The organism is Stratiformator vulcanicus, from assembly GCF_007744515.1.
In the GTDB taxonomy this organism is placed as follows: Bacteria; Planctomycetota; Planctomycetia; order Planctomycetales; family Planctomycetaceae; genus Stratiformator; species Stratiformator vulcanicus.
Window position 1 is genome coordinate 789,908 of the sequence record NZ_CP036268.1, and the last position, 26,123, is coordinate 816,030.

General features: G+C 58.8%; 15 protein-coding genes and 1 other RNA gene. 6 read left to right on the plus strand and 10 right to left on the minus strand.

The features are described from left to right. Nucleotides 1-242 precede the first annotated feature (242 nt). Nucleotides 243-1,037, plus strand: a complete 795-nt coding sequence (locus Pan189_RS02870; protein WP_310821001.1) for a DUF8692 domain-containing protein — start codon at nucleotides 243-245, stop codon at nucleotides 1,035-1,037. Between the two features lie 171 nt (nucleotides 1,038-1,208). Here Pan189_RS02870 and Pan189_RS02875 read toward each other — a convergent pair whose 3' ends face one another. From Pan189_RS02875 to ffs, 5 genes are all read right to left on the minus strand, one after another. Then, complete coding sequence (locus tag Pan189_RS02875) at nucleotides 1,209-6,344, minus strand: outer membrane protein assembly factor BamB family protein (RefSeq protein ID WP_310821002.1); 5,136 nt, start codon at nucleotides 6,342-6,344, stop codon at nucleotides 1,209-1,211. A gap of 395 nt (nucleotides 6,345-6,739) precedes the next feature. Then, a complete protein-coding gene (rpoN, locus tag Pan189_RS02880; RefSeq protein ID WP_145362462.1) occupies nucleotides 6,740-8,218 on the minus strand; it encodes an RNA polymerase factor sigma-54 in 1,479 nt (492 codons plus the stop codon). Between the two features lie 109 nt (nucleotides 8,219-8,327). Next, nucleotides 8,328-8,678 (minus strand): YbaB/EbfC family nucleoid-associated protein, encoded by a 351-nt coding sequence (locus Pan189_RS02885; protein ID WP_145362463.1) that lies wholly within the window; start codon nucleotides 8,676-8,678, stop codon nucleotides 8,328-8,330. A 59-nt stretch (nucleotides 8,679-8,737) separates the two neighbouring features. After that, nucleotides 8,738-10,603, minus strand: a complete 1,866-nt coding sequence (dnaX, locus tag Pan189_RS02890; protein WP_310821003.1) for a DNA polymerase III subunit gamma/tau — start codon at nucleotides 10,601-10,603, stop codon at nucleotides 8,738-8,740. After that, an RNA gene (gene ffs / locus Pan189_RS02895) (signal recognition particle sRNA small type) lies at nucleotides 10,590-10,685 on the minus strand. Before ffs ends, dnaX begins: the two co-directional genes overlap by 14 nt. Before the next feature lie 272 nt (nucleotides 10,686-10,957). On the opposite strand from ffs, the gene Pan189_RS02900 reads away from it, so the two are divergent. From Pan189_RS02900 to pstB, 4 genes are all read left to right on the plus strand, one after another. Next, on the plus strand, nucleotides 10,958-11,947 hold the full coding sequence (locus tag Pan189_RS02900; protein ID WP_145362465.1) for a PstS family phosphate ABC transporter substrate-binding protein: 990 nt from the start codon (nucleotides 10,958-10,960) through the stop codon (nucleotides 11,945-11,947). 265 nt (nucleotides 11,948-12,212) lie between these two features. Further along, a complete protein-coding gene (locus Pan189_RS02905; protein ID WP_145362466.1) occupies nucleotides 12,213-14,891 on the plus strand; it encodes an ABC transporter permease subunit in 2,679 nt (892 codons plus the stop codon). A 92-nt stretch (nucleotides 14,892-14,983) separates the two neighbouring features. After that, a complete protein-coding gene (locus Pan189_RS21190) occupies nucleotides 14,984-17,434 on the plus strand; it encodes a phosphate ABC transporter permease PstA (RefSeq protein ID WP_310821005.1) in 2,451 nt (816 codons plus the stop codon). Between the two features lie 128 nt (nucleotides 17,435-17,562). Beyond that, nucleotides 17,563-18,495: a phosphate ABC transporter ATP-binding protein PstB gene (gene pstB, locus Pan189_RS02915; protein WP_310821006.1), complete on the plus strand. Its 933-nt coding sequence runs from the start codon at nucleotides 17,563-17,565 to the stop codon at nucleotides 18,493-18,495. Between the two features lie 40 nt (nucleotides 18,496-18,535). Here pstB and Pan189_RS02920 read toward each other — a convergent pair whose 3' ends face one another. The 3 genes from Pan189_RS02920 to Pan189_RS02930 form a co-directional block, all read right to left on the minus strand. Then, complete coding sequence (locus Pan189_RS02920; RefSeq protein ID WP_145362467.1) at nucleotides 18,536-19,084, minus strand: SixA phosphatase family protein; 549 nt, start codon at nucleotides 19,082-19,084, stop codon at nucleotides 18,536-18,538. A gap of 2 nt (nucleotides 19,085-19,086) precedes the next feature. Further along, on the minus strand, nucleotides 19,087-21,246 hold the full coding sequence (ppk1, locus tag Pan189_RS02925; RefSeq protein ID WP_145362468.1) for a polyphosphate kinase 1: 2,160 nt from the start codon (nucleotides 21,244-21,246) through the stop codon (nucleotides 19,087-19,089). 119 nt (nucleotides 21,247-21,365) lie between these two features. Next, the gene (locus Pan189_RS02930) at nucleotides 21,366-22,967 is read right to left on the minus strand and encodes a Ppx/GppA phosphatase family protein (protein ID WP_310821007.1); all 1,602 of its coding nucleotides are present in this window, start codon (nucleotides 22,965-22,967) and stop codon (nucleotides 21,366-21,368) included. A gap of 381 nt (nucleotides 22,968-23,348) precedes the next feature. Between Pan189_RS02930 and Pan189_RS02935 the strand changes: the two genes are divergently transcribed. After that, nucleotides 23,349-24,713 carry a DUF2254 domain-containing protein gene (locus Pan189_RS02935; RefSeq protein WP_145362469.1) on the plus strand — a complete coding sequence of 455 codons (1,365 nt, stop codon included), beginning with the start codon at nucleotides 23,349-23,351 and terminating at the stop codon, nucleotides 24,711-24,713. Between the two features lie 26 nt (nucleotides 24,714-24,739). Here Pan189_RS02935 and Pan189_RS02940 read toward each other — a convergent pair whose 3' ends face one another. Both Pan189_RS02940 and Pan189_RS02945 read right to left on the minus strand, forming a co-directional pair. After that, complete coding sequence (locus Pan189_RS02940) at nucleotides 24,740-25,348, minus strand: M50 family metallopeptidase (protein ID WP_145362470.1); 609 nt, start codon at nucleotides 25,346-25,348, stop codon at nucleotides 24,740-24,742. Next, nucleotides 25,348-26,034 (minus strand): hypothetical protein, encoded by a 687-nt coding sequence (locus Pan189_RS02945; protein WP_145362471.1) that lies wholly within the window; start codon nucleotides 26,032-26,034, stop codon nucleotides 25,348-25,350. Before Pan189_RS02945 ends, Pan189_RS02940 begins: the two co-directional genes overlap by 1 nt. Nucleotides 26,035-26,123 lie beyond the last annotated feature (89 nt).

The window sequence follows — 26,123 nt, forward strand, 5'->3', positions numbered from 1 at the left end:
CCAACGACCTGACTCTAACGAAGCAGCTTTGGGGAATGCCGAACGGTTAACGCAACTTTACTGATTCACGCGGATTGCCGGGAGAGGGCAGCGAACTTAATCCTTCAAAGCTTAAGTCTCTGGGCGGCGTGGCGGGAATGATTGAGTGAAGAGAAAGTACAGAGGCGACGATTGATTGAGGGGAGTCCTTGCAGCAGGTCGCGGCTTTCGTTTGGGCGATGTGTGACGTTTGGTCGCGGCTGATGATTCAATATGTTAATTTGGCACCGGAGAGCACTTCAGGGATATTCTTCAGCGGCAGGGCGGCGATCATCAACAGTTATCTTCAAGCATTGGTATCGGGCCTCCAAGCGGGTCGGCGGACGTTGAAATCGCCGAGTGCTGTCCGCTTCGTTCCACTCTCGCTCGGCCTAGCCGCAGTAGTCGCGATCTATATCGTAATGGCGATTGCGTTGGTGCCGCCCGGGCAACCCCGGCAATTTAATTTTGTCGATGAACGCGGTGCGATTACGGCCCTCTCGGCCATATTTCTGGCGATCGGCTGCGGCTTCGGGTCGGCCACGTTCTTACTCTCGGCAGGGTCGTCCCGCGCGGTCCGGCTCTATTGGATGGTCGTGTCGGCTGCGCTGGGGTTCGTTGCTCTGGACGAGCTGCTCGAGTTTCACGAGCGGATTGGAGATCGCCTCGACCGGCTCGATCTGCTGGGACTGACCAGCTCTAAAACGATACGGGGCTGGAATGACGTGATCGTGATCCTCTACGGTGTCATCGCAGTCGTGTTCGGGCTATTGCTGCTGCCGACAGTACTCAGGTATTTGTCGTTTCTCCGATTGATCGGAGTCGCCGTGGCGTGTTTCGTGGTGCATACGGCAATCGATACGTTGACCGAGCCGCCGACGTTGGTTTCGGTGATCGTCGAAGAGTCCGCGAAGCTCTACTGTTCACTGTTCATCGCCATCGCCTGCCTGGCAGGCTTGATGGTTCATGCGGGGATGAGTTCGACGGCTGAGGCCGGTCAAGATTCTTCAAAGGCCTGAGCGTGCTCTTCGCCGTCTCGCATCATCGAGCCGATGGAACGGATCGGCGATTAAGCCACCCGGGCCCGCTCAGGTCGGGTTTGAAAAGCTTTAATTTATTCAGCCGACCTCTTGCTGATCAATCGAAGATTTGAGCGTTCATTTGTGGCGGCGGACCGCATCGGCGACGTACTACGGTGAAGCCGCCCCGCGTACGGCTTCGACCGGCTCGTCGTCCCGGGCGGCTCGGACAACCAGCCGCTCTTGGGAGGTTCTTACTTCGATGAGGCCATCTTCGGCGGCCTCGTATCGATAACAGACGTTGTAGCGTGCGTTCTGCTCGTGCTTGTGGAGCACGGCACCGGATCGCCGATCGAGCATCAATGATGAGTATTTGGCAGATCGAATTGAGGTCCTGCCGTTGAGCACCGTAATCGGCGAATACCGACCGCAGAAGAATACGAACGGCAGGCCGGTCGGTTGGTCAACCAAGGCCGATTGGGCCTTTACTAACTTCGACCATGCCAATTTTCCCTTTGCGGTGTCGATGCCGAGGCAGATCGCCGAGGCAGCCGATACCGATCCGCGATTATATCGATTGTTAATGCGCCTGTCCTGCGATTGATCGGGTACTTCAACCAACAGAACCGGGGTCGCTCCACCGCTGATGACGTGCAGGTTGACGAAGTCTTCGAGACCTTCGGTTTGTAAGACGGCTTCGACATCGCCCTCGGCAAGATCGATCAATTGCAGTTGACCGCGCTCATTTAATGCGTAGAGGCGCGATGCGTCTGCATCGAGACATGTGCCGACCTCTAGTGTCTTCTTCCACACGTAAGCCTCGGTGACCGGGTCGTAGAGCCCGACGCAGCGTTCCGGTCCGTCTTCGACCACCCGCACAATTAGGCCGTCGTAGTACTGTCGTCGCTGTGCAAACGGGACGGCTGAGACCTCACGCAACAGGCTCCCGTCCAACGCATCGAGTACATAAGCACGCTCAGACAGCGGCGGCGAGACGACCAAGCGTCCTCGACTCACCAACAGATCGCAGCCGGAGTCAAAATCGTCGCGTTCCCAGCGTACTTGTCCGGTTTGGGGGTCGACAGCCCTTAAGATTTGCGATTGCTGAAAGAATACGGCCTCGGCGTTTGCGGCGATCGGCCAGAAGGTGACCCGAGGCCTCGCCCGATTTTGGTTCAGGACTCCGCTGAGCAACGTCGTCTCGAGTGGCTGACGTCCGGCGTCCCACCGATCAGCCTTCCAGAGGATGCGGTTCTCGCCTTCGGTTTCAGAATCAACGACCGGTTTCTCGCTGAGGTCGAGGGCGAAAATCGCGTCTCCTCGAGCGACGGCAAGCACCTGGTCGATCTGCACGCCCGGGAGTCGCGCGTAGAGATCGACATTGCTGATGCGTGCGGCCGGTGTGGGCAATTTTGCCTCAAACAAGCTGCGAAGTTTTCCGTCCCGCACATTTAGTTTTCGTTGCCGGGGATCATGTACGGCAATGACGGGTGAGCCGTCGCCATAAAAGTTCCGAATCGCGACCTGCGAAGTGATGCTTCTGGAAAGTACCGCATCGGGCTTTTGCTCGGCATCGACTTTAAGCCGTGCGGGCCAGTCATGTGCGGGGACATTGATGACAGGCTCTTGAGAGCTGGACGATATTTGGGTGGTCTTGCTCTCGATTTCGACGTGCTGGCGCAATTTCTTCAGCCAGACGTGCGGGCGAATGCGATAGCCGGCGGCCCGGCGAATTGGCTCCAAATCAGTCCATTCGGTCGGATCGACTTCTGAGAGCAGTCGGGCCAATTCATCTTGGGCGCCTCGACTTTGAAGGGCGGCAGCGGTGTGCAGCAAGGTCGCGCACAATTCGGGGACCGCTGCGATCTCTTTACAGAAGCGATCGAACTGTTGATCGAACCCGGTCGTTTGCTCTGCAAATAACGATGCGAGCAACTTCAGGCGTGTTCGGTCCACTTCCGGGGTTCGAGAATCTTCATCGGTTCGATGTAGTAGGTCGATCGCGGTCGCCGGGTCTCCGGCAAGTTGGGCGACCCTTGCTGAGCGAATCCATGAGGGACCGGCGGGACCGTTGCCGTCCCGCTCGTTCGCCGGTTGAAATTCGGAGACGGCTTTCGTGTCGACAACCAACAATCCCCGCTCGAGTGGGAACAAGCCAGTCGGACCGGCGAGTGGGCGGTCCGACGCGAGGACGGCGAGACTTCCGTCGAAGAGCGCGACTCGGCCGATCTCGCCGGAGTCGAATGGAAGGTAAAAGTCTTTCCCATAGACTGCTCCGGGGCCGGACGGCTGTCGGCGTCCGAGGCGGACTCGGGCGACCTGTGTTGGCGTCCCGTCGGCAAGATCGAACAGACGAACGGTCCGGCGTCCGACAATGATGAGCCGATCGCCATGCACGCTGATGTCGATCCCGTCCTCGCGACGGATCGTCCAACGGGATTCCCCGTTGGTCGCATTCACGGCGATCAACTCATCCGATCCGATCGCCGTAAGCAAGATGGTCTCGCCCGTGATCAGGGCACGATTGCTGATCCAGCGATCGGGTCGCGCGATGACCCAGAAGTCTTTTTCGGCTCCGCCTGAAATCCGCCGGACCGAGGCGGTCGTGGGTGACTCAGGAAGGATCACATTGCGTGACCAGCGCACGGCTCCCAATGCAAAATCGATACAGGCGAACTGTCCGTCGGGGGCGGCCGCGACGCCGTAATCTTTGTCGACGGTCGGTGCGGCCAATCGCCGAGTTTGAAGTCCGGCAGGAATGCCGCGATAGACATAGCGGGACGGCTGTGCGTAGGCCAACGGCAGCGCAATGGGCCACGAGCGGGTCTGCCGACCCGACTCAGGATCGATCAGGATCAGCCGGGTTTCACTCTCTGTTTCGGTGACGACAAGCACGCCGTAATTGCTCACCGCCGGGGGCGAAATAATTCGCCCTTGAGGCTCATTTTTTGCGCGATCGCTCGAACGTCCGAGTGACCAGGCGAGCCGACCGGTTACGGCGTCGTAAGCCCGCAACTCCGGATCACGTTCTTCGCTGGGCCACGCAATTCGAACCCTGCCGGACCGGTTGACGATGATCGATGCTTCGAGCGGGCCGAGTCCTTCGAAACGATCGGCAGTGGCGTAGATGCGGTGGCCGTCATGAACGACCGCGTCGGATAGCGGGTCGAGCCGACACCATTTGGGAAGACTATTCCAACTGGCTTCAGAAGAGGCCCCAAGGTCTCTCAATTCTCGCTGTGGGAATTGCGCCGTCCACATGTGCTCGCCCGAGGTCGTATCGAATGCCGACAGTTCGGAGGTGCGGGCCACCGCAACGACTTCGCTGCCGATGCCGGGACGAACCGACGCAAAATTGGGGCCTTGAGCGCTGTGATATTCCGATCGCAGCGACCGGTCAAAGGGCTTCGACCATTCCGTGACCAGATAGGGGTTTCGGCTCTTGTTCGGATCCGCTTCACCGACCGATTGCCGGTCGAGGCGTTTGCCGGTTCCACCGAGCGGTCCTCGGGCTTCAAGATCGGCGACGATAGCTGGCAGTGACGGTCGCTCCTCTCCGCTCATCACGTCGTCCATCCGCTCGGCCCGCCGTGCGAGGATCAGTGCTTCGGAGAACTCTCCCCGATCTCGCAGGTGCAGCGAGAGCCGCACCAACGCTTCGAGGCCAGCCTCGGTGTACGGGTATTGAATCGCGACGTCGGCGATCGCTGACGGGCCTTCGTTTGTCGCCTGCTGAAGCGCGGCCTTGCCTGTTGCACCGAAGAGGATCTGATATTGCCTCAGTTCGTCAGGAGAAAGCATCAGGAACAGATTCTCGGCCCAAACGACGAGCGTCCGGAAGACGCGGGGCGATTCGAACACCAGCGCCTCGGGCGGACCGGCCTTCTGCAGTGAGGAAAGCACCGCCAAGGCCGACTGGAGGTCTCCGTCCTCGATCGCGGCAGCGGCGCGGCCGAGTTGGCGGGCGATCAATGCTTCCACGATCGGGTAGTCGGGTTCCGGCGCGGCCTTGGCACGGGCGGTGAAGGAAGTTCGTTGCGATTCGTACTTCACCGAGCCTGTTGCTTTGGGCGTAACAACCGGTCGAATCGACTCAACGGGGTACGGCCGCGACTTCAGCTTCGCTTCGATTTTCGCGATGAGTTTGGGCCGCTCGTCGTCAGTCTTGAGTCGATAATTGGAGTAGTGAATTGCCGAATGGGGGCTGCGTTCGATGTTCTTCACAAAATTCTTGACCTGCGTTGCCCAATGCTCGTCGGTCGGAATTTCCAGCGAGCGTGCGATCCAAAAGGCCGCGATGTCACTGACCTGGATCGATGCGTATTGCCGTGAGCCACGTTTCATCGCCCCTGTGACGATGCGGTGATCGTGCAGGAAGGATTGAAGAGCCGGGATCGATTTCTCTTTGTGAATGGAGCCAACCGCTCCGAGGGCGGCGGCGAAATATTGGGGCCGGGTTTTCACTCGCCCGGACAGAATCGATGCCGCCATTTTGAGCGTCGCTTGCTCGCAGTTGAGCGACGCTGCCAGCGATAAGGTGGAATAAACTCGACTGTCGTTGTTCTGAGTGCCTGCCAATCGCATCAGTCCTGCGTCGAGAATCTCCCGGTAGATCGGATTGGCGGTGATCTCTTTGAGGTGCCGCCGCGTGTTGCTGAGCACCTGCTGCAAATCGTTTGCGACCGACGCCGGATCGATTCGAGGATCACAAAGCAAAAAGATCATCGCCAGCATCGATTCGAGGTCGGCCGTCGGTTGCCTGATCGACACGAGATACGTTCGCGGGCGGTAGAGCATTCGCGCAAACCGCTCCGAGACGGCTTCGGCTGCCGACTCCAAGCCCTCCGTGTAAGCCAGAAATAGTTCCGGCTCTGCCAGCATGAGTTCGGAGAACGCCTTGCGATGAGCTTCGCTGTCCCCGATCTGTTCGCGGAACCGTTTCCAGGCGAGTTCGGAAAGGGGGTCGCCGCCTTCTTCAAACTCCTTCAATCGGCGACGGAAGTCGTCAGCGATTAACCGCTCGAGAATTCGTTGGCAAACGTCACTGACGTGGGGCGAGCCCGTCTTGATCGCCGAGGTCAACGCGGGCTTGGCGGCGATCCCCAACGCGACCAATTTCGATTCGGCCGATTGCCGCACGTCGTACGACGGATCGTTCAACTGCGCGATTGACCGCTTCGCGACCGCGGCGACCGGCTCTGCGTCGGCGCACCGTGCCTCAATCGAGAGAACGCATACAAGCATCGTCGCGAGCACAGGAACGACCGCGACGCTTCTTTCGAGCGGGAGCCGAAAGTTTCTTGGCATAGGTAACACCAGGTGTGATCTGTCGGTGGCGGCGGGCGTTCGGTGCGGTCGTGTTGGTGTAGTCGTCTCGGTGCAGTTGTCTCGGTGAAACGGGGTTGGCGAGCCACCCATCGCAGCGACACGTGGGGGACTCTCAAGTCCGAGCATGTCGCGAACAGCCGAGTGCAGTTCGTAGCGACGCACAGCGTTTTACGCGGAGATACATTTTGACCGCACCACTCGCCCGTGCAAAGGGGCGAAACGTCAGATCGGTCGGCATCGACCAAAGTCGTCTGCGCGCATTTCAGCGTATCCGTGACCTCGGACTCGCGTCCGCGTGAGAAGCGGGGGCGCAGAGCGGCACGCTGCGGCGCGACAAAAATATAACGCGGTGCGAGGCGGTCGAGAGACTTGGTTTAATACTCGCGTCGTTGTCGCGACGACGGGATATCCATGTTCTTGCGGTACTTCGTGACCGTCCGTCGCGCGAGGTTGTAGCCGTGCTTTTTGAGTTCTTCGACCAGAGCGTCGTCGGAGAGCGGGTTGCTTTTGTCTTCGTTGTCGACGATCTCTTTGAGTTTCATCCGGATGATGTCCCACGCGACTTCGTCGCCATCGGATGTCTGAGTGCCGCCGCCAAAGAAGCGTTTGAGCGGGAACAAACCGCGGGGTGTCTGCACCCACTTGTCGTCGACCGCCCGCGACACCGTTGTTACGTGAACGCCGACGACATCAGCGATCTGCTGCATCTTTAAAGGTGCGATTGCTTCCGGCCCGTCTTCGAAGAAGTCGCGCTGGTGATCGACGATCGCCTGTGAGACGCGCCGCAATGTGTTGTTGCGCTGCTCGATCGATTCGATCAGCCACTTCGCCGAATCAATTTTCTTCTTGATGTACTCTTTGGTCTGGGCGTCCGGATCGTTGCGAAGTTGCTTCAGATAGTAAGGGCTGATTTTCAGGCTGGGCGTCCATTCATCGAGCAAACGAACTTTGTATTTGCCGGAATCGTCGCGTGTGATTTCAACGTCGGGTGTGACGTTTTGCGACGTTTCGTCGGTGTACCCGCGCCCGGGATAAGGGTCGAGGTGCGCCAGTTCTTCGGTCGCGGCCTTGATCGTTTCAATGTCGAGGCCGGTCTTCTTTTGAATGATCGGAATGCGGTTCTGGGCGAGGTCTTCAAGATGCCCGGAAATGAGCGTGATCAGGGCATCGCGATAGGGAGTCTCCGGTTTGATTTGCAGCAGCAGGCATTCTTTGACGTCGCGAGCCCCTACGCCGGGCGGGTCGAGCATCTGAATCAGGCCGAGGGTCGTTGTGGCATCTTCTTCGGTGATCGGCTTGCCGAAGAGCATGATGGTCTCTTCGAGCGATCCCTGCAGGCGACCGTCTTTGTCGAGATTCTGGATCAAAAAATCGCCGAACTCTCCGATCTCCGGCGGGACGTTGAAGAAGCCGAACTGTTCCAGCAATGAGTCGGTCAACGACTGCGGGCGGGCCAGCATGTTCGCCATCGCATCGTGCTGACGATCTCCCATTTCGTCCATGCGATTGGATGAGACCTTGGAGCCCGAACCGAGGTTGTCGTCGGGCCATTCGCTCGACATCTCGACGAGGCGTTCGAATTCGCGGTCGCTCTCCATCGAGAGTTCTTCGCGTTCGTGCTTTTCCGTCTCAACATCTTCCCGCGCTTTTTCGGCTTCAACTTCCGCTTCGGTATCGCTGATGTCGCTCTCGTTCTCTTTCATTTCGAGCGCGACGTTCTCGGCGAGCTCCTGATCGATCCGTTCCTGCAACGCCATGACCGGCAATTGCAGAATCTCCATCGACTGGATCATCCGCGGAGCCAGCTTCATCTGCTGGCTCATCTTCATTTGCTGAGAGAAATTTAGCTGCATGGCATTTGCGGCTCGAGACCGCCTCGCAATGAGATGGTGGGGGCTGCCGACCGATTGGAACATCGGAAGAAGAATGGCAGACCGAAGTTGAAGGGAGTCGGAAGTGTGTTCATGAGCCGCCCAAGCCGCCCACGATGTTCTCAAGACCGGGGATGTTCATCCCACCGGCCATTTCACCCGTCGCTTCGCGGGCCAGTTCTCGGGACTTGTCGAGCGCATCGTTCGTCGCGGCGGCAACAAGATCGCTGAGCACTTCGGCATCAGGCGTTTCCATCAGCGCCGGGTCGATCGTGACAGCCAGCACTTTCTGCTGCCCCGACATTTCGACGGTGACCATCCCACCGCCCGACGCACCGGTCACGCGGGCTTCGGCCAGCTTGTCCTGCATTTCCTTCATGCGGGCCTGCATTTGCTGAGCCTGTTTCAGCAGGCCCGCCATGTCACCCAATCCTTTAAACATTTTCGTGCTCCCTGAGATCCGAAAGGCGGTTGCGATGCCCACCCCGGTCTGCGGCGGGGTCACGCGTCGAACAGCCGGCGAACTTCTCTGACATCAAACACCCGGACGGCGTCCTGTAAGAATGGGTCGTCCGGTATCTCCTTCAGCAATTCCGATCGTGAGGATCGCCCTTTCGGGCGAGATCGATTCGATGGCGGCTCCGCGGTCTTCGAATCGTCAATCCGTGCGGTCACCCGAACGGGCTTCCCAGTCAGCGACTCCAGATGTTTTTCGAAACGGGCGCGGTTCGGCGGATCGTCGAAGTAAGCCCGCCCGAAACTATAGCTCTTGGGAAAGACCAACTCTAGGTGATCTGGCCCGAGAATTGCTATTGACGCCGTCTGCAAGTGGGCGCGAATCGCATCTACCGATTCTGAAACAAGTTGCGCCTTCAATTGCTCTTCCTGCCCGGCCTGTAGTCTAACAAAATCAGTAGAATCCCTACCCGCAGGAGCTACTTCGGGCGACTTTTCGACGCTCTCGTCACTTTTTTTTTGCGGCCCAGGCTCGTTCGCAGCCGGTTGTGGCGGCTGTTTGCGCGGCGGCGCGGGCGCCGCGATGCGGTTTTGACTCGTCTCGACCGCAACGGCTTCGCCGTTTTTGAGCGACGCGATCAATGCGCCGAGATCGTCGAGCGAACCGAGCGAAGCCATCCGCACGAGGGCCAATTCGACGAGCGTTCTGCCGAATGCCACGCGGGCCATTCGCAGTTTCACCTCGGCTGCGATTTGCAGGGCGGCCGTAACGGAATCGAGCCCCCACGTCTTCGCCTGAGTGAGAAGGGCAGGCCGCTGCGACTCGCCAACCGAACTCAAGCCGACGGTCTCAGCACCCGCCGCCAGCAGCATCAGATCGCGCAAGTAGGCGACGACCTGATCAATCAACTCGCCGATCTGCACGCCATCGACGAGCGCCTCGTCGAGTTCTCGTAAGACGTTGTCGGGTCGTGATTCGATGGCGGCTGCGATCAGGGCGGTCAGTCGATCGTCGGAGGCGGTCCCGAACAGTCGATTCACATCAGCGACTGAAATGACATCGCCACCGAATGCGAGCAACTGGTCGAACAGAGACTGGCTGTCCCGCATCGACCCGCCGGCTCGGCGGGCGACAAGCTCGAGCGCTTCGGCTTCGACCTCGAAACCCTCGGCGGTCGCGATCTCCTTCAAACGCAGGACGATCTTTTGAGTGTCGACGGTGCCGAAGTCGAATCGCTGGCATCGCGACCGAATTGTATCGGGCACCTTCGTCGGCTCGGTGGTGCAGAAGACGAACTTCACTCCCGGCGGCGGCTCTTCCAGCGTCTTGAGCAACGCGTTGAACGCTCCCCGCGACAGCATGTGAACTTCATCGATGATGTAAACTTTGTATCGCGACCGCATCGACTTCACGTTGACATTCGCCCGCAGCGAGCGGACATCTTCGACTCCGTTGTTCGAGGCTCCGTCGATCTCGATGACGTCGACATCGCTGCCCGCGGAAACCGCCTGGCAGAGGTCGCAATCATTGCAGGGGACGCCGTCAACGACGTTGGGGCAGTTGAGCGCCTTGGCGAAAATGCGGGCCGTCGATGTTTTTCCAACGCCGCGGGCGCCGGTGAAGAGATAGGCGTGGGCGACCCGATCTTTACGGATCGCGTTGAGCAGAGCTCCGGCGACGTGCGATTGCCCGACGACCTCGTCGAACGTTTGGGGCCGATATCGTCGGGCCAGAACGGTGTAATGTCGGCTCGGTTCCACGTCAGCCTCGATCAAGTTCGGCTTCGCGAGAGCCCGCTCGAAGGCCTGAATGTGATCCTCTTCGAGCTGCGAACGGTCCGAATCATCATTCGCCCGGCGTTGCGAACGATTTGGGCGAATGTTTCCCGCGAGGGCGAAAGGCGGCCCCAAGCACACCCGGAACACCTAGCTTAGGGCTGCTCCTGTTACGGCCTGACCCGGTTCACCGATGCCCGCCGCACTTGAGACCGCCTTGCGACCCCGCGGGAGGAACGACGCGAAGTGAGCTATGACGCTGCCCATACGCGAACCGCCCATTATCGCTCTGCAAATGCATACGTCAACGATGCAGCGATTCTGCGGGTTACTGGCTCGAATCGAGCCACGGGCGCAGTCCGGCAAAGTCACGCGGCAGATTGACATCGGTTGATTTGTGACGAGACTCACTCTCGATTCATCAAAAGTTAACATTCGCCGCGACGATGCGGTCTGAGCCCCAAGTTTCCCAATTTCCCATGGAGACAAATGATGCTGCGTCAGTTCCTGACATCATCGACCATCGCCGCCGCGGTCGTCTTGACCACCGCCGGCTCTGTCGCCTTCGCCCAGGCCAAGGTTGATCCGAAGCTGCCGGAATATAAGCCGGTTCCGGGTATTTCCGGTACGATTTCGACCGCCGGTTCCGACACGATGGCGAATCTCGCCACCTACTGGACCGAGGGTTTTCTGAAGTTTTACCCGAACGTCAAAGTCGACAGCGAAGCGAAAGGGTCGAGCACCGCACCCCCGGCTCTGACCGAAAGCAAAATCAACTTCGGCATGATGAGTCGCCCGCCGAAGGAAGCGGAAATGTCCGCCTTCGCCAAGAAGAAAGGCTATAAGCCGACGGTTCTGAACTCGAGCATCGACATGCTTGCCGTCTTCGTTCACAAGGACAACCCGGTCGACGCCCTGTCGCTGCCGCAACTCGATGCGATCTTCTCTAAGACCCGCAAGCTCGGCCACAGTGATGACATCACGATCTGGAGTCAGGCTGGGGTCGACGGACCTCTCGCTCGTCGGAAGATCAGCCTCTACGGACGCAACGCCGCCTCGGGCACCTACGGTTACTTCAAAGACGTGGCGTTGGGCGACGGTGATTTTAAAGACATCGTGAAAGAACAAGCCGGCAGCGCCTCGGTCGTGCAGGGCATCGCCGGTGACAAGGCGGGGATCGGCTACAGTGGCATCGGTTACAAGACGCCGGGCGTGAAAGCGATCGCGGTTGCCCCATCGGCCGGTGGGGAAGCGCTCGAGCCGATCGAAGAAAACGTCTACAGCGGCAAGTACCCCTTATTCCGCTTTCTGAATCTGATCGTCGACAAGCAGCCGAACAAGGATCTCGATCCGCTGCGTCGTGAATTCGTTAAGTACATCTTCAGCAAGCAGGGGCAGGAAGCCGTCGTCAAAGATGACTACTTCCCCGTGCCCGCCGTCTTCGCCAAGCGGCAGTTGAAGAGCGTCGGGATTGAGTAAACCGATGGGCCGCAGGCAGCCGGACGGGGGCCGATTGCGTTCCGCGTTCGGCTGCTTTAGCGTCTTGAATACCTCACACTCCCTCAGCGAACCGCTCCCCAGTGAATAACGCCTGAGCGAACTACGCCATTTTGTAAAAGCCCCCCTTGAAGCAGAACGCCGGATTGCGTTCGGGGAATATAGTCAGCCCGCATCAACCGGGCTGACGCGATCCCGACCGAGTCAGGGAGAAATGCACTCGGTCCGGGCTGATCGACCAGAGACTATGGCAGAGAAAACTTCCGCATTTACCGGCCGGAAACGACAGCTCAGCACGCGCCGCACGGTCAAATTTGCGGACCAATTCGCCGCGTCGGTCATCACCGTGGGCGGCATCGGGACGATCGGTGCCGTCTTTCTCGTCGGCGTGTTGCTGGTTTGGGAAGTGGTCCCTCTTTTTCAGCCGGCTGAAATCACTCCAGTCGCTCTCCCGCAGACAGACTCCTCACTCGACGTCAGTCGCGGGTTCCGCGTTGACGAGTACGACGTGATCGGCTGGGGGGCCGGCGAAGACGGGTCAATCACCAGTTTTTCGACGCGCACCGGGGAATCGATCAGCACGCGCAGCGTCGTTTCAACGCAGGATGACGGCCGAGATGTCACCGCGTTCTCGATCGCCTTTGATCAGCCTGACATCGCGTTCGGATTTGCGGACGGTAGCGTCGTTACCGGACTAGCGGCCTTCAAAACCGATTTTCTCGAAGCTGAGTCGGTGCCTGAAGAGGTTCGGTCTCTCGCGACGAATCAAACCCGAATCTATGACGGCGGAATTGTTGAAGTCACCCCGCGAGGGCAATTTCGAGTGCAACGGGTCGAGTTCGATCTCCCCGACGAACCGCTCGACGTTGCCGATTCGCCGGTGACGTTGATCGACGTCGTGGGAACGTCAAGCGGCCCGGTCGTGGCCGTCTGGTCGGAAGAGCGACGGCTGCTCCTGTTCCGCATTAAGCAGTCGGAAAACATCTTCACGGGAGAAGTCACGTCGGAACCGGCCGATCAAGTCGAGTTGCCGGTCGATGGCGCCCCAACGTCACAACCGAACTTCCTGCTGATGGGCGAGTCGGGATCGCGTTTGTATTTGATTTGGGAAGACGGGACGCTGTTTCGGTATTCGCTCGACGATTCGAGAAAATGGTATCTCGCCGAGAGCTTGAAGGTCGTGCCGGCGGGGCGCACCGTGACCAGCGTGAAGCTTGCCGCCGGTCGAACGACGCTGTTGATCGGCGATTCCGAAGGCGACCTCACGGGTTGGTTCCCCGTCCGCGATACGCCCGACTTCGCCGGTACGAATCGGCCGGTCGAAGACGAAACCGAAACAGTCTTGCCGGATGACGGCTACCTGCTGACGCGGGCTCACGAATACGGCCGAGGTCCGACCGAGGCGGCCGTGTCGGGATTGGGTCCCTCGCCTCGAGATCGCACCGTCGCCGTCGGCTACGCCGACGGTTCACTGAGCCTGATTCAGACGACCAACGAACGGCGCATGGTCGACTTCGTTCGCGACGGCCCTCCCGCGAAGCACCTCGCGCTGACGCCGCAGGCGGAGCGATCGTCGATTTACGGCGTGTCCGAAGATCACGATCTGTTTCGGGGCAAAGTCGAAATCGGTCATCCCGCCGCGAGTCTCGCCGGACTCTTTGCGCCCATTTGGTATGAGGGATACGCGGCACCCGCGAGCGTGTGGCAGTCGACGTCGGCCAGCGACGCGACCGAACCGAAGTTCGGCCTCGGCCCGATCATCTTCGGGACGCTCAAGGCCACGTTTTACTCGATGCTGTTTGGCGCGCCGCTCGCGCTGATGGCCGCGATCTATACCAGTGAAATTATGCCGTCGCGTTGGCGTCCGGCGATCAAGCCGACGATCGAAAACATGGCCAGCTTGCCGAGTGTCGTCCTCGGTTATGTCGCGGCCATTGTGATCGCTCCGTACGTCGAGAAGTGGCTGCCGATGATTCTGCTCGTCCCGTTCATCGTGCCGCTGGCGTTGTTGACTGGTGCCTACCTGTGGCAGATGCTCCCGGTCCGCGTCGCGCTGCGGCTTGAGAATGGTCGCATGTTTTTCGCTGCGGTGACGGCCTTGGCCGGCGTGTTCGCAGCCTACCTGTTGGGGCCGATCGTTGAAGACGTGTTGTTTCGAGGAAACATCCTGCTCTGGTTCTCGGAACGAAAAGGGAGCGGAATCGGCGGTTGGTTTTTGATCCTGACGCCACTGGTCACGCTGGTCGTCGCGTTGCTGGCCCGAACATTCGTGACGCCTATTTTGATTAACGCTACAAGAAACTGGTCCCGTTCTGCCTGCACGGCAGCGGACTTGGGCAAGTTCGCTGTCGCCGGGCTGATCGTGCTCGCCGGAACGTACTTACTTTCATGGGCGCTCATTCAATTCGGATCGCTGACCGGCCTCGACCTCGACCCGAGGAATTCGCTGATCGGCAGCTTCGATCAGCGAAATGCGTTCATCGTCGGTTTCGTGATGGGATTCGCGATCATCCCGATCATCTTCACACTCGCGGACGACGCCCTGATGTCCGTCCCGCAGCAATTGCGCTCGGCCTCGTTGGGTTCGGGGGCGACCCCCTGGCAGACCGCCATGAGAGTGGTTCTGCCCACGGCGATGAGCGGTTTGTTTTCCGCACTCATGGTGGGCCTGGGACGCGCCGTCGGTGAGACGATGATCGTGCTGATGGCCGCGGGTAACACGCCGATCCTTGATTTCAATATCTTCAACGGCTTTCGCACGCTCTCGGCGAACATCGCCGTTGAGCTTCCTGAAGCCGTCAAAGGGAGCACGCACTTTCGGATTCTGTTCCTGTGCGCCCTGCTGCTGTTCATCCTGACCTTCATCGTCAACACCGTCGCGGAAATCGTACGCATTCGGTTCCGCAAACGCGCGTCTCAGCTATGAGCGAACCCACCCCCCAAAGTCCCGATCACGGTGAGCGTTCAGCCCGAACGGTCCGACGCGATCCGAAAGGTCGCCCGGGACCTTTTTCGGCCATGGCTGCTCGTAATGAGCCGATGCTTTGGTTGTGCAGTGGCGCGCTCATTGCCTGCCTCGCGATGATTTTGCTGCTGCTGGCAAAGATCATCTACGAAGGTGCCCGCACGTTTTGGCCCGGTCGCATCGAGGCGATCACCGTCTACATGCCGGAGGATGGCCAGCCGCACGAGTTACTGGGCGAAACCGTCGACCAGTCCACATTCATACTGACGCGAGACTTTGCCAAAGGGCTGCCGGCCGCGACCCAAGCCGTCGCGATGGAGTTGCTCGGCAAGGAAGATCAGGCCCGCATTTCGCAGACGCTGATCCGCGTCGACAATAAAGACGTGACCGGAAGTCCTTACCGATATGTCCGGGAATTCGAGATTGTCGATGGGTCGACCAGTACTCCCGAATGGGCGGTTGTCGCGGAGCGATACTCGTGGGGCAGGCTGATCGGAATCCCAATCGCATTTGAAGCGCGGTTCGAACGTCAACCTTCCGCGGATGAGGAGCAGTTGCAACAACTCGCGGCGTTTATTGACGGCAACGTCTATCGTCTCGACGAGCAGCAGCAGGCGACCCTCTCCGAAATCGGCGAGTCGCTGCGAGATCGGTTGGCAGCGCTTCGGGTCGAAAACTCGAAGTCATTTCTTGACCAATATGCGGCCAAGACCGGTGCTGAGGCCGAACTGTCCGCAGTCGTTGACGGCGGCGATCCCCTCCCTCTTGCTGAATTACCTGAAGGATCGACGGTCGATGCGATCATTAAATCGACAAACGGGTCCGCTGAGGCGTGGGAGCGTTTTTCGGTACTGCACGACTCAATCGCCGAGCGAGTTCATGAGCAGAAGCGACTGGGGAAATTCGAGATCGGCGAACTCAGCCAGGAAACCGAAGCCGCTCGCCAGGAGGTTCTCGACGCGGAACGCGAAACCGGTCAGCGGGCCGACGCAATTCGGGGCGAGGCGGTCGAGAAGATTGTGTTCCTCGACGCACTCGAAGACTCGATGGAGAGCAACGACCAACTCGCCTCCGCATTCACAAGACGATTTGGCGAGTCACGCCCGCAGGCCGCAGCGGCGTTTTCGAAGTTGGCTAAAGAAGCGAACGACGAAGTCGAAGCAGCCGCCGAGCCGGTGCGGGCCGAGTTGAAAGAATTGTTGGCATCGCTGACCGGCGAAGCACGCCGAGCCGTTGATAGCTATTTGGAGACTGAGAAACGGCTAAAGTTTCCCAACGAGGAGATCGTTCAGAAGATCGAATCGTTGAAACAGATGAACGAGCCGTACGCTCTCGTATTTGAGATAGCTGGAGGTCCGGGCGTGCCCGAAACGGTTTCCGCTCCGATCGCGGAAATCATCAGGGCCTATCCTGCGAATCAACTTACGACGCAGGGGCGGGCCGGCGTTTATTTTTCTCGTTGGGGTGAGTTCCTGACGACCGAGCCCCGCGAAGCGAATACCGAGGGCGGGGTTCTTCCGGCGATCTGGGGGACGGTCGCGATGACGCTCGTCATGACGATCGCGGTCGTTCCGTTCGGCGTACTCGCGGCACTGTATCTCCGCGAATACGCGAAGGGCGGCGTGATCGTCAGCATCATTCGCATCGCAGTCAACAATCTCGCGGGCGTGCCAAGCATCGTGTTCGGCGTGTTCGGGCTGGGCTTCCTGATCTACACGATCGGCTCATTTATCGACGGTGGACCGAAAGAAATCGGATTGCGTCCATGGAGTGGGCCGATTTGGATCGGGGTACTCCTCGCTTGGGCTGTGATTTTCGCGGGCGGCGTGGGGTTATGGTTCAGCGTCCTTCGCGCCAGTTGGCAGAGTGCCGGTTGGACCCAGCGTGCGATTCTGTGCGGCGTGATCGGTGTCTGGGCGACTGCCGTATTCGGTGGATTGTTTGTGATTCTCGGGCACGTGCCGTTTTTCGACGGGTTCTTTCGAGCCAGTCCAAGCCCCGTCTTCGGTGGCGGCGGCGTTCTCTGGGCCTCGTTGACGCTGGCACTGCTGACTCTGCCTGTCGTGATCGTGGCGACCGAAGAGGCGCTCTCAGCCGTCCCCAATACAATGCGAGAGGGTTCATACGCGTGCGGCGCCAGCAAATGGCAAACGATCAAGAAAATTGTTCTGCCGCGGGCCTTGCCCGGCATTCTGACCGGAACAATTCTCGCCGTCGCGCGAGGAGCCGGCGAAGTCGCGCCGCTGATGCTCGTCGGAGCGGTCAAGTACGCACCGGAACTGCCGATCGATACCGAGCCGCCGTTCCTCCACGTCGAACGACGGTTTATGCATCTCGGCTATCATATATTCGACGTCGGAATGCTCAGTCCCGATGTCGAAGCCGCCAAACCGATGGTCTTTACGACGACGCTGTTACTAATCACCCTGGTCGCTTTACTCAACGTGGCGGCGATCTGGCTCCGCAGTAAATTAAGGGCTAAGTTCAAAGGCAATTCGTTTTAATTGACCGCCCCGTCATGTGTTCGTGACAGATCACGAAACATCGTTTCGAAGCAAATTTCGTCGATAGCTCGCATTAAACCGAAGCCGCCTCCGACCGAACCCGATTCCACCTAGTGATTGTTAGATCGATGGCACAACCGAATTTTGGTTCCGAACTTCGTTCCCCGGCTGACGGCATGGGTGCCGGGCTGCTCGGCGGTGGTCCGGCCGTTTCTGATGACCAGTCCAATGACCCGCAGTCGCGGCTGGAGGCGATCGAACGGGGCGAATCGTTTCCCGCCGACGTGCATCGCGCCACGCTTGAGGAAACACACGTCCTCGATATCGAGGAGTTCAATTTATGGTACGGCGAGAAAAAAGCCCTGTTCGATGTCTCGATGGGCATCGCACTGAATAAGGTGACCGCCCTGATCGGGCCGTCCGGTTGCGGTAAGAGTACGTTGCTTCGATGCGTTAATCGGATGAATGACTTGCTCGACAACGTGCGTATTGAAGGCCAAATGAAGCTCAACGGAGACTCGATCTACGACCCCGCCGTCGATGTGATCGAGTTGCGAAAACGAATGGGCATGGTGTTTCAAAAGCCGAATCCCTTCCCGATGAGTATTTTTGAAAACGTCGTTTACCCCCTGCGAATCGATGGGGAACGACGGCGATCACTTTTGGAAGAAGTGTGCGAACGCAGTTTGCGCGGAGCGGCGCTTTGGGACGAAGTGAAAGACCGGCTTAAAGAGAGTGCCCTTGGTCTTTCGGGCGGACAACAGCAGCGGCTGTGCATTGCGCGGGCGATCGCCGCGGAGCCGGAAGTTCTACTGTTGGACGAACCCTGCTCCGCACTTGATCCGGTCGCGACGGGGAAAATTGAAGATCTCATTCAGGAACTGCGCGGCGAGTATTCGATTCTCATCGTGACTCACAACATGCAGCAGGCGTCTCGCATCAGCGATTACACCGCGTTTATGTACTTGGGCCGCATGATGGAATATGGCCCGACGGCCGATATTTTTACCGCCCCGCACTTGCCCGAGACAACCGCCTACGTCACCGGTCGATTCGGCTGATGATTGCCGACGATAAAAATCGTCGATTCGATAAAAATATCTATCGAAGGTCTTTTGGAGTCCAAAGCTGCTCGAGCTGACCGACTCCCACCACATTGTCGCCGGCGACTTCTTCGCCCCGCTGAAACTCAGCCCATGCGGCCACAGGCAGCGTGACATGCGCGATGGCCGCGGTGGGTAAATGGCAGGCTTGGCCGGTCAGCACGGTGACAAGGTTCTCCAGACCGGGGTTGTGGGCAATCAGAAGTACCCGCCGGGCCACGCCCCCTTCGGCCGCAATCGTATTAACGTGTGTCGTCCAGTCAGCGAGATAAAGGTCCTCAAGATATCGGACCTCAGGCTCATGATCTTCGACTTCGCGAAGCGTGTTTAAGAATAATTCGGTTGTCTCTCGCGTCCGCTTCGAAGTCGATGACAGAACCAGGTCCGGCAGGAGCCCGGCCTGCGCGAGCTGCCGGGCCATGAGCGGAGCCTCCCGTCGGCCGCGGTCCTTCAGCGGGCGATCGAAATCAGAAAGCGTCTCATCGTCCCGCGAAGCTTTCGCGTGCCGCATGATCAACCATTCGAGGTCGGCGGTGTCGTCCGACATGCTTAATTCTCCGCCGCACGGTAAGGCTCGAAGACCGTGCGACGTGCCTGCTCGGTTTCTCGCATTCGTTCGACAGCCTGATCATTTAAGATCGCTTGGCTTCGAATGGGGTCGCCCTCGCTCTTGACTCGCTCATACTCGCCGTTGGAGAGAAGTCGTCGGCTCTTGACGTTCTCTTTGAAATACAAATCAAGAATTCGTGAGAGGCGTTTGCGGTGCGTTCGCCGCTCGACGGGTACGAGTAATTCGACCCGGCGATCAAGATTCCGCGGCATCCAATCGGCGCTGGAAATATAAAATAACTCATCGCCGCCATGATGAAACTGCAGAATGCGAGCGTGTTCCAGGTACCGATCGATAATGCTGACGACGCGGATATTCTCGCTCAGACCGGGAATTCCGGGCCGGAGGCAGCACACACCGCGAACGTTGAGATCGACTTTGACCCCCGCCGTCGATGCTTCGTAAAGGGCATCGATCAACTCCGGGTCGACGACGGCGTTGAGTTTCACGCGAATGCGGGCCTTGAGTCCTTGACGGGCCCGATGCGTTTCCGCCTCGATTAATTCGCGAACCCGATCCCGCAGGCCCAACGGCGCCGCTTCCAACTTGCGAAATTGCTGTGGCTGGGAATAACCGGTGATGGCGTTAAAGAAACTGATCGCATCGGCGGCCAGGTCGTCGTTGCATGTCAGCAGGCTCGCGTCGCTGTAAATCCTCGCAGTCTTCTCATTGTAGTTGCCGGTGCCGAAGTGCAGGTAACGTCGGATGCCCGCCGGTTCGCGACGGACGACCACGCAGACTTTCGCGTGAGTTTTTAAGCCGCGCACGCCGTAGACGACCTGCACACCGGCGCGCTCCAAATCTTCGGCCCGAGCGATATTTCGCTCTTCGTCGAATCGGGCTTTCAATTCAACGATCGCCGTGACTGCTTTACCCGCTTCGGCAGCGAGGGCCAGTGCGGCGACGATTGGGCTGTTGCGGCTGGTCCGGTAAAGAGTTTGTTTAATCGCGAGAACGTCAGGATCGGCCGCGGCCTCTTCGATAAAGCGGACGACCGGCGAGAAGCTTTCGTAAGGATGGTAAAGCAAAACGTCGCCATCGGCGATTGTCTCGAAAATTGACCGGGTCGGGTCAATCGCGGGTGAGGGATGCGAGGTCCAGTCCGGATATCTCAAGTGGCCGAATCCGCGTTGCTCGGCCACCGGGAAGAACGCGGAGAGATCGAGCGGGCCCGGGATCTTTAATACATCGGCCGAGTCGACGCGGAGACCGGCCTGCAGGAACTCGACGAGCTCTTCGCTTGCGTTGTCTTCGATCTCCAGCCTGACACAATGGCTTTCTTTTCGAGCCTCAAGGACTCCGCGCATCTCACCGAGGAGGTCCGAGGCGGCGTCCTCACGCACGCTCAGATCGGCGTCGAGCGTGACCCGAAATGCCACGACTTCGACGACGGGTGTCCCCGCAAAAAACCGCTCAACAAACATCCGCACGGCGTCTTCAAGCAGAATAAAAGAGTATCCCCCGTCGGAGGGCACTGTAATGACGCGTGAGCCGGCAGTCCCAAAAGGAATAATGGCATACCGAGTCTGTGGCTCGGTCGACGGCGGTTCGGCCGGGTCATTCGGTTCGTCGGTCGGGCGGTCTCTGAATGGGCGATTGGGATCAACCGAGAGTTTCACGCACAGATTCATCGTCCCGCCGGTCGGTCGCGGGAACGGTGCTTCGTCGACGACCGCCATTGGTGTGTAAACGCCGTAAATCTCGTTCGAGAACAATCGCTCCAGAACTCGCGACTGATCGGGATTGGCGTTGTTGTGATCGACTCGCGTGAGTCTCGACTCCGCGAGCAATTTCATTAAGCTGTCGAACAAGCCGTATTGATCGCGGGTCATCTCCGCAACGCGTTCGCGAATGGCCGAGAGTTGTTCGGAAGGAGTCATGCCGCTCGGGTCGCGCTTCGCAACGCCGCTGTGGGCGAGTTGCTGCAACCCGCCGACCCGAACTTTATAAAACTCGTCGAGGTTGGACGACGTGATCGCCAGAAATTTTAATTGCTCCAACGGCGGCACTTCGCCGTCAGCTGCTTCATCGAGCACGCGCTGATTGAACTCGAGCCAACTCAGCTCTCGATTCAAGTATCGTTTTTCCTCAGTCGCCATTTCAGTGAGTTTAACTCCAACGAATGTTCAATCGATTTTCGAACGGCTCAAATTAATGGCAACGCTCGATATATGTCGCGTGAGTTCGAGTGGTCGACTCATGCTTAACGGCTCTGACGCTAAGGTCGGCGCTCTCGTGAAGCGGTTCTGAGCAGCACACGACGACCAAAAACTTCTTCGAACAGCGTGCCGCTTTGGTTAATGGCCAGTTGTTCGAGCGATAGGTCGTCGACGTCGTCGACCGTAATCAGCATTCGATTTTTTTCCCACAGCACTTGGAACTCCGTGATCCGCCGGCTGTGCGATTCATCAAGGGCGATCGCGATCCGCAGCATCGCGGCCAGTTTGGCGACGACGACCCGCTCTCGACGATCGAGGGAACTGATATATTGATGCGACGGCTTCGGCGATGCCCGGCGGTGATAGCGGGCGACGAGCGCGACAAGCAGCAGCTCTTTCTTGCCCAGCCCGAACAGGTCGCTGTTTTGAATCAGGTACATCGAATGCTTGTGATAGCCCGTCGTGCCGACGTACTGCCCGATCGCATAGAGCAGCGAAGCGAGCCGCAAGATCATCCGGTATCGCCTGTCGAGCAGGTGCTCTCGCTGCATCAAATCGAATAAACGGGCCGCCAGAGAGGCGACATGCGTGGCGTGACGTTCGTCGAAGTCAAATTTGCGTCCGAGTTCGACGGCCGAATTGATCACCTGTCGGCCGGCCTGCTCGGTCCACACCCGGGTCGCTGCCAAATCGAGAAGCAGCCCGTCACGCAGATTGACGTCGGAAACGAGAACACGCGACAGGCCCAGAACGCGGGCGAGAGAGAGATTAGCCAGCAAGGCTGGTCCGAGCGTTTCGGCGTCAGGCAGCGCGAGGTGATATTCGCGCATTAACTCGTCTTCGTTCATGCCGAGCATGCGATCGGTCAGTTCGGCGAGCGCTTCGACGTTCACTTCCGTGAAGTCGCGCGGCACACATTCTCCCGCAATTTCCTGGGCGGCGAATCGCATGTCAGCACCGAGGACGACCAGTTCGGTCGACGTTCCCGGCCGCGCCTCCGGCAGTTGACGCACGATCTGACCGACCGCGCGGTCGATTTGCCGGCTCATGATCTGCCGGGCCGTCGAGGATGGCGTATGAAACTTGTCGAGCATCTCCTGCAGTCGGAGCGTGCCGAGCCGGTAATTCTGACTCGTGACGACGTCGCCGTCCTGAATGGCGACGAGTTCCGTACTTCCGCCGCCGACCTCTGTAACGATGCAATAAGCCGGGCGCAAATCTTCACGCCGCTGAAGAATGGGCAGGATGCTCAGATAGGTGACGCGGTTGGCTTCCGATTCATCGATCGGTTCGACCTGCAGACCGGTGGCACTGTAGATTCGATCGAGAAAAGTCAGGCGATTGGTCGCTTCTCTGACCGCCGAGGTGGCGACGATTCGCATCCGCTGCGGCCGGTCGGGGAGGCCGTATTGCTTCAGCAAGTGTTGATAATCTCGCAGCACACGGACGCATTGTTCGGTCGTGCCGGTCGAAATCGAGCCGTTCGTGAACGTGTCCTTACCGAGGTGGACGGCCTGAGAGAGCCGCTCGAGAATTCGCAACTCTCCGTCGGTCGTCACCTCCGCGACCGCCATGCGGACCGATGCCGTGCCGATGTCGATCACGGCGACCGGGCCTTCGGCTACTGCGGGGGTCGTGCTGGGTTTGGTTTTCGTTGGCAAGGGTCTTCGGTCCAGTTTCCGTGTGGCGCGGTCGCCATCGAGGATCGACCGGTCGCCGCACGCAGACGACAATCAGTCCTGAGTTTAACGGATCACGTCGCAATTTTCGCCTGCCGGTCGAGATGTCGGCTCAAGCAGCGGAAAACGTGGGCCGCACAATTTTTGCCAAGAATTACGCGCAACAGTCGATAGGGGATTCTCACCGATACTCTCACCCGGGATGTCGAGGTAGCCTACTTCCTGCAACTACCATCAATGGTCAGGTACGGTCAGTCGCCCGGCTGGAAGTCTTGTTGATCTTTGGCTTTGACCTCTGTCTGAGCCGAGACCATCAGCAGTCTTTCGAGTCGCGTGCATCGGTGACCGTCGGGTCGATTCAGCATGAAGACCAATGTTCTATATGTCGTCGACGTCCTCCGCGACAGCTTTTGGTTCTTACCGATCATCGCCGTCCTCGGCACGTTATCCGCGGCTTGGGGCGTCCTGCAGATCGACGAAGCCATCCGGCTCGAAGATTTGCGGGCATTCGGGTGGGAGCCGACATCGCGGGAAGCAGCCCGATTAATTCTGACGACGCTGATCGGGGCGTTGGTGTCGGTTACCGGCGTGGTGTTTTCCGTCCTGATGCTCGTGCTCGCTCAAACCTCGGCTCAACTCGGCCCGCGCGTGATTCGCACGGTGATCGGCAGCAACATTCAGCAAGGCACGCTGGCGGTGTTACTCGGAACGACTGCGTTCTGCCTTGTGACACTGCGTTCGATTCGTGACGAATTCGACTCGGCAGATCCGTTTCTCCCCGAGATCGCCCTCTCGATTTCGATCGTCGCCTTTTTCTTTTCGATCGGGATGCTGATCTACTTTGTGCATGACGTCTCGCGGATCATTCAGGTTCCGCATTTGATCGAACGCATCTCTTACGAACTTCATAAGGCGATTACCAATCGGCTCAGCGGAAACTCTCGGCAGGCTGCCTCCGAGGTAGGCCCTTCGGAAAGCTTCGCGATGTCGACGGCGATCACAACGAAGCGGTCAGGCTACGTTCAGGCCTATAGTCGTGAGGCGATCGCTTCGATTGCTGAAAAGGAAAACCTGCGGGTACGGCTTGATGTGAGGACCGGCGATTTCGTGACGACGGAGCGACCATTCGCCGAGTTTCTTGGAGATAACTCGCCGTCGCAGGATTCGATCGACAAAGTCCGGGAATCGTTAATCGTCGGACCACAAGGCACGCCACGAGACGATATCGAGACGTCAATACTGCAAATCTCGGAAATCGGGATGCGTGCGCTCTCGCCCGGGATTAACGACCCTCGCACAGCACAAATGTGCCTCGACCGTCTGACGGTCGCCCTAACCGAACTAGCCGGCCACGGCGCTGATGCCTGGCGTCCGCCACAGGAGTATCGACTGGTTGACGAACCGTCGTTCGACTTCGATCGGATGTTGAATTCCGCCTATGGAGGGATTCTGTTCTACAGTGCGGGATTTCCGCCAATCTTACAGAGCCTCGCCGATGGCCTCGAATGCATTGCGGGTAAATTAGTCCTTGACGATGCATTGCCCGCAATGCGGAGTTTTGTCGAAGAGATGCTCGATACTATTCGCAGAGAAGTGCCACCGGGCCGCTTCCGCGAAGCGATCGTCGTGCAATTAAAAAATTTAGCCGAGCAGTTGACGCCGGTGAAAGCGGATCAGGCTGAAGAGACTCCGTCGGGGGACGACCGGCATACCTCAAATGGCGACTAAAGTTGCGTTGCCATTCGAGTCACTTTTTAAATCGGATCGCTCAGAAGCGTTTCGGTAATCACGATTACCAAGAGCAGCCCCCAAGCAATTGACGCCCCGCGCCACGTCGCGATTTCTAAGACACGCGCCAGCCCGAAGTAAGGGCCGAGCCGTTGAAACATGATGCCGCCCGCGATTAATCCGACGGCGCCGAACGTTCCGAGCAGCCAGCGGGGCGACCCGTGATGGAGCATCATCTCCGCGTCGCCGGCCGGAGTGAACACGCCCAAACCGATGTAGGAGGCATTCGCCACGAGGCAATACGCGGCGAAGAAGCCCGACAGATGTCGCGTTTGAATCCAACGCCGTGGCACCGCTAATGCAACAAACAACGGGATTAAACTACCGACGATCGGGCCCGCCCACAGTGTGATGAGCGGTCGCGGGTTCGGTGATACATCGGTCCGCGAGATGGTCAGCGGATGCATCACGACCTTCGTCACCGTTCCGCCTGAGATCACCCCGCCGACAACATGCCCGCATTCATGCACGACCTGCATGCCGAGCCAGCACAGCGGGAGGAGGGCAACGCCGGTAAGGACCCCGGCAGCGACGTTGCGGGAACGGTCGTAGTTGCGATCCGTCGATGGGATCATTAATTCGCTTTGGTCCCAACGATCAGCCGCGTGTGCACATCGCAGTCGGGCAGGCAGTGAGCCAGCAATAGGATCGGGCCGTCAATCAGCATGCCGAAAAGATTTGGAGGCCAGTACCAATTCACAGGACGCCGACTGTCGGCAGCGGGTCGGTAAGGCTGCTTACGAAAATCGGGAGCCGCAGCGACGGCGTCGGCGATCTCCCAAACCGAACCGAATGGCCAGATGTAGTACGTTCGCGTGATCTCCGTGTCACGATCCGTATGAGTCGGCCTCATGTGGTCCAAGAGAAAATAAACGATCCCGGCAGATGCCGTGACCAATAAGAATTCGGGGACGAATCCGATCCGGCAGAACAACACCGCACAAATCACAAAACCGATCAAAGCGATCGCTTGGCGTAGTGACCAGATGCGGCGCCGCCTTACCTCCATTACCGACCCGGACATTAAAACCAATTTCAGGCGCTGTACCAGTCCCCAACCCTGCCTGTGGCGAATCACGAACTTGTCAGAATCCTCGTCGTAGAATCGCCAGAGTATATGATAGACCTCAGTGACCGTTTCGTCTCCTGAATGGATCGGAATATCTTCCATCGCCTCTCCGGAAGAGAGCGTCGATGCTCTCTCGGAGAATACATCATCGATCGCATCGCAAAGCGCTTGCCGTGCCTCCCAGTCGATCATTCCGAGCTCCCGGTCCGGACCTTTGATCTTCAAACTCTTAAATTCCCCACGAGGCGGCGCGCTTCCTGCCGGTGGCGCCTAAACAATTC

What these genes read in the sequence shown, in the direction of transcription:
- Pan189_RS02935 (WP_145362469.1), top strand. Translation starts at nt 23,349, where the DNA reads ATGAAGACCAATGTTCTATATGTCGTCGACGTCCTCCGCGACAGCTTT.
- Pan189_RS21190 (WP_310821005.1), top strand. Translation starts at nt 14,984, where the DNA reads ATGGCTGCTCGTAATGAGCCGATGCTTTGGTTGTGCAGTGGCGCGCTC.
- Pan189_RS02920 (WP_145362467.1), bottom strand. Translation starts at nt 19,084, where the DNA reads ATGTCGGACGACACCGCCGACCTCGAATGGTTGATCATGCGGCACGCG.
- Pan189_RS02905 (WP_145362466.1), top strand. Translation starts at nt 12,213, where the DNA reads ATGGCAGAGAAAACTTCCGCATTTACCGGCCGGAAACGACAGCTCAGC.
- Pan189_RS02900 (WP_145362465.1), top strand. Translation starts at nt 10,958, where the DNA reads ATGATGCTGCGTCAGTTCCTGACATCATCGACCATCGCCGCCGCGGTC.
- Pan189_RS02945 (WP_145362471.1), bottom strand. Translation starts at nt 26,034, where the DNA reads ATGATCGACTGGGAGGCACGGCAAGCGCTTTGCGATGCGATCGATGAT.
- pstB (WP_310821006.1), top strand. Translation starts at nt 17,563, where the DNA reads ATGGCACAACCGAATTTTGGTTCCGAACTTCGTTCCCCGGCTGACGGC.
- Pan189_RS02885 (WP_145362463.1), bottom strand. Translation starts at nt 8,678, where the DNA reads ATGTTTAAAGGATTGGGTGACATGGCGGGCCTGCTGAAACAGGCTCAG.
- rpoN (WP_145362462.1), bottom strand. Translation starts at nt 8,218, where the DNA reads ATGCAGCTAAATTTCTCTCAGCAAATGAAGATGAGCCAGCAGATGAAG.
- Pan189_RS02875 (WP_310821002.1), bottom strand. Translation starts at nt 6,344, where the DNA reads ATGCCAAGAAACTTTCGGCTCCCGCTCGAAAGAAGCGTCGCGGTCGTT.
- ppk1 (WP_145362468.1), bottom strand. Translation starts at nt 21,246, where the DNA reads ATGGCGACTGAGGAAAAACGATACTTGAATCGAGAGCTGAGTTGGCTC.
- Pan189_RS02940 (WP_145362470.1), bottom strand. Translation starts at nt 25,348, where the DNA reads ATGATCCCATCGACGGATCGCAACTACGACCGTTCCCGCAACGTCGCT.
- Pan189_RS02870 (WP_310821001.1), top strand. Translation starts at nt 243, where the DNA reads ATGATTCAATATGTTAATTTGGCACCGGAGAGCACTTCAGGGATATTC.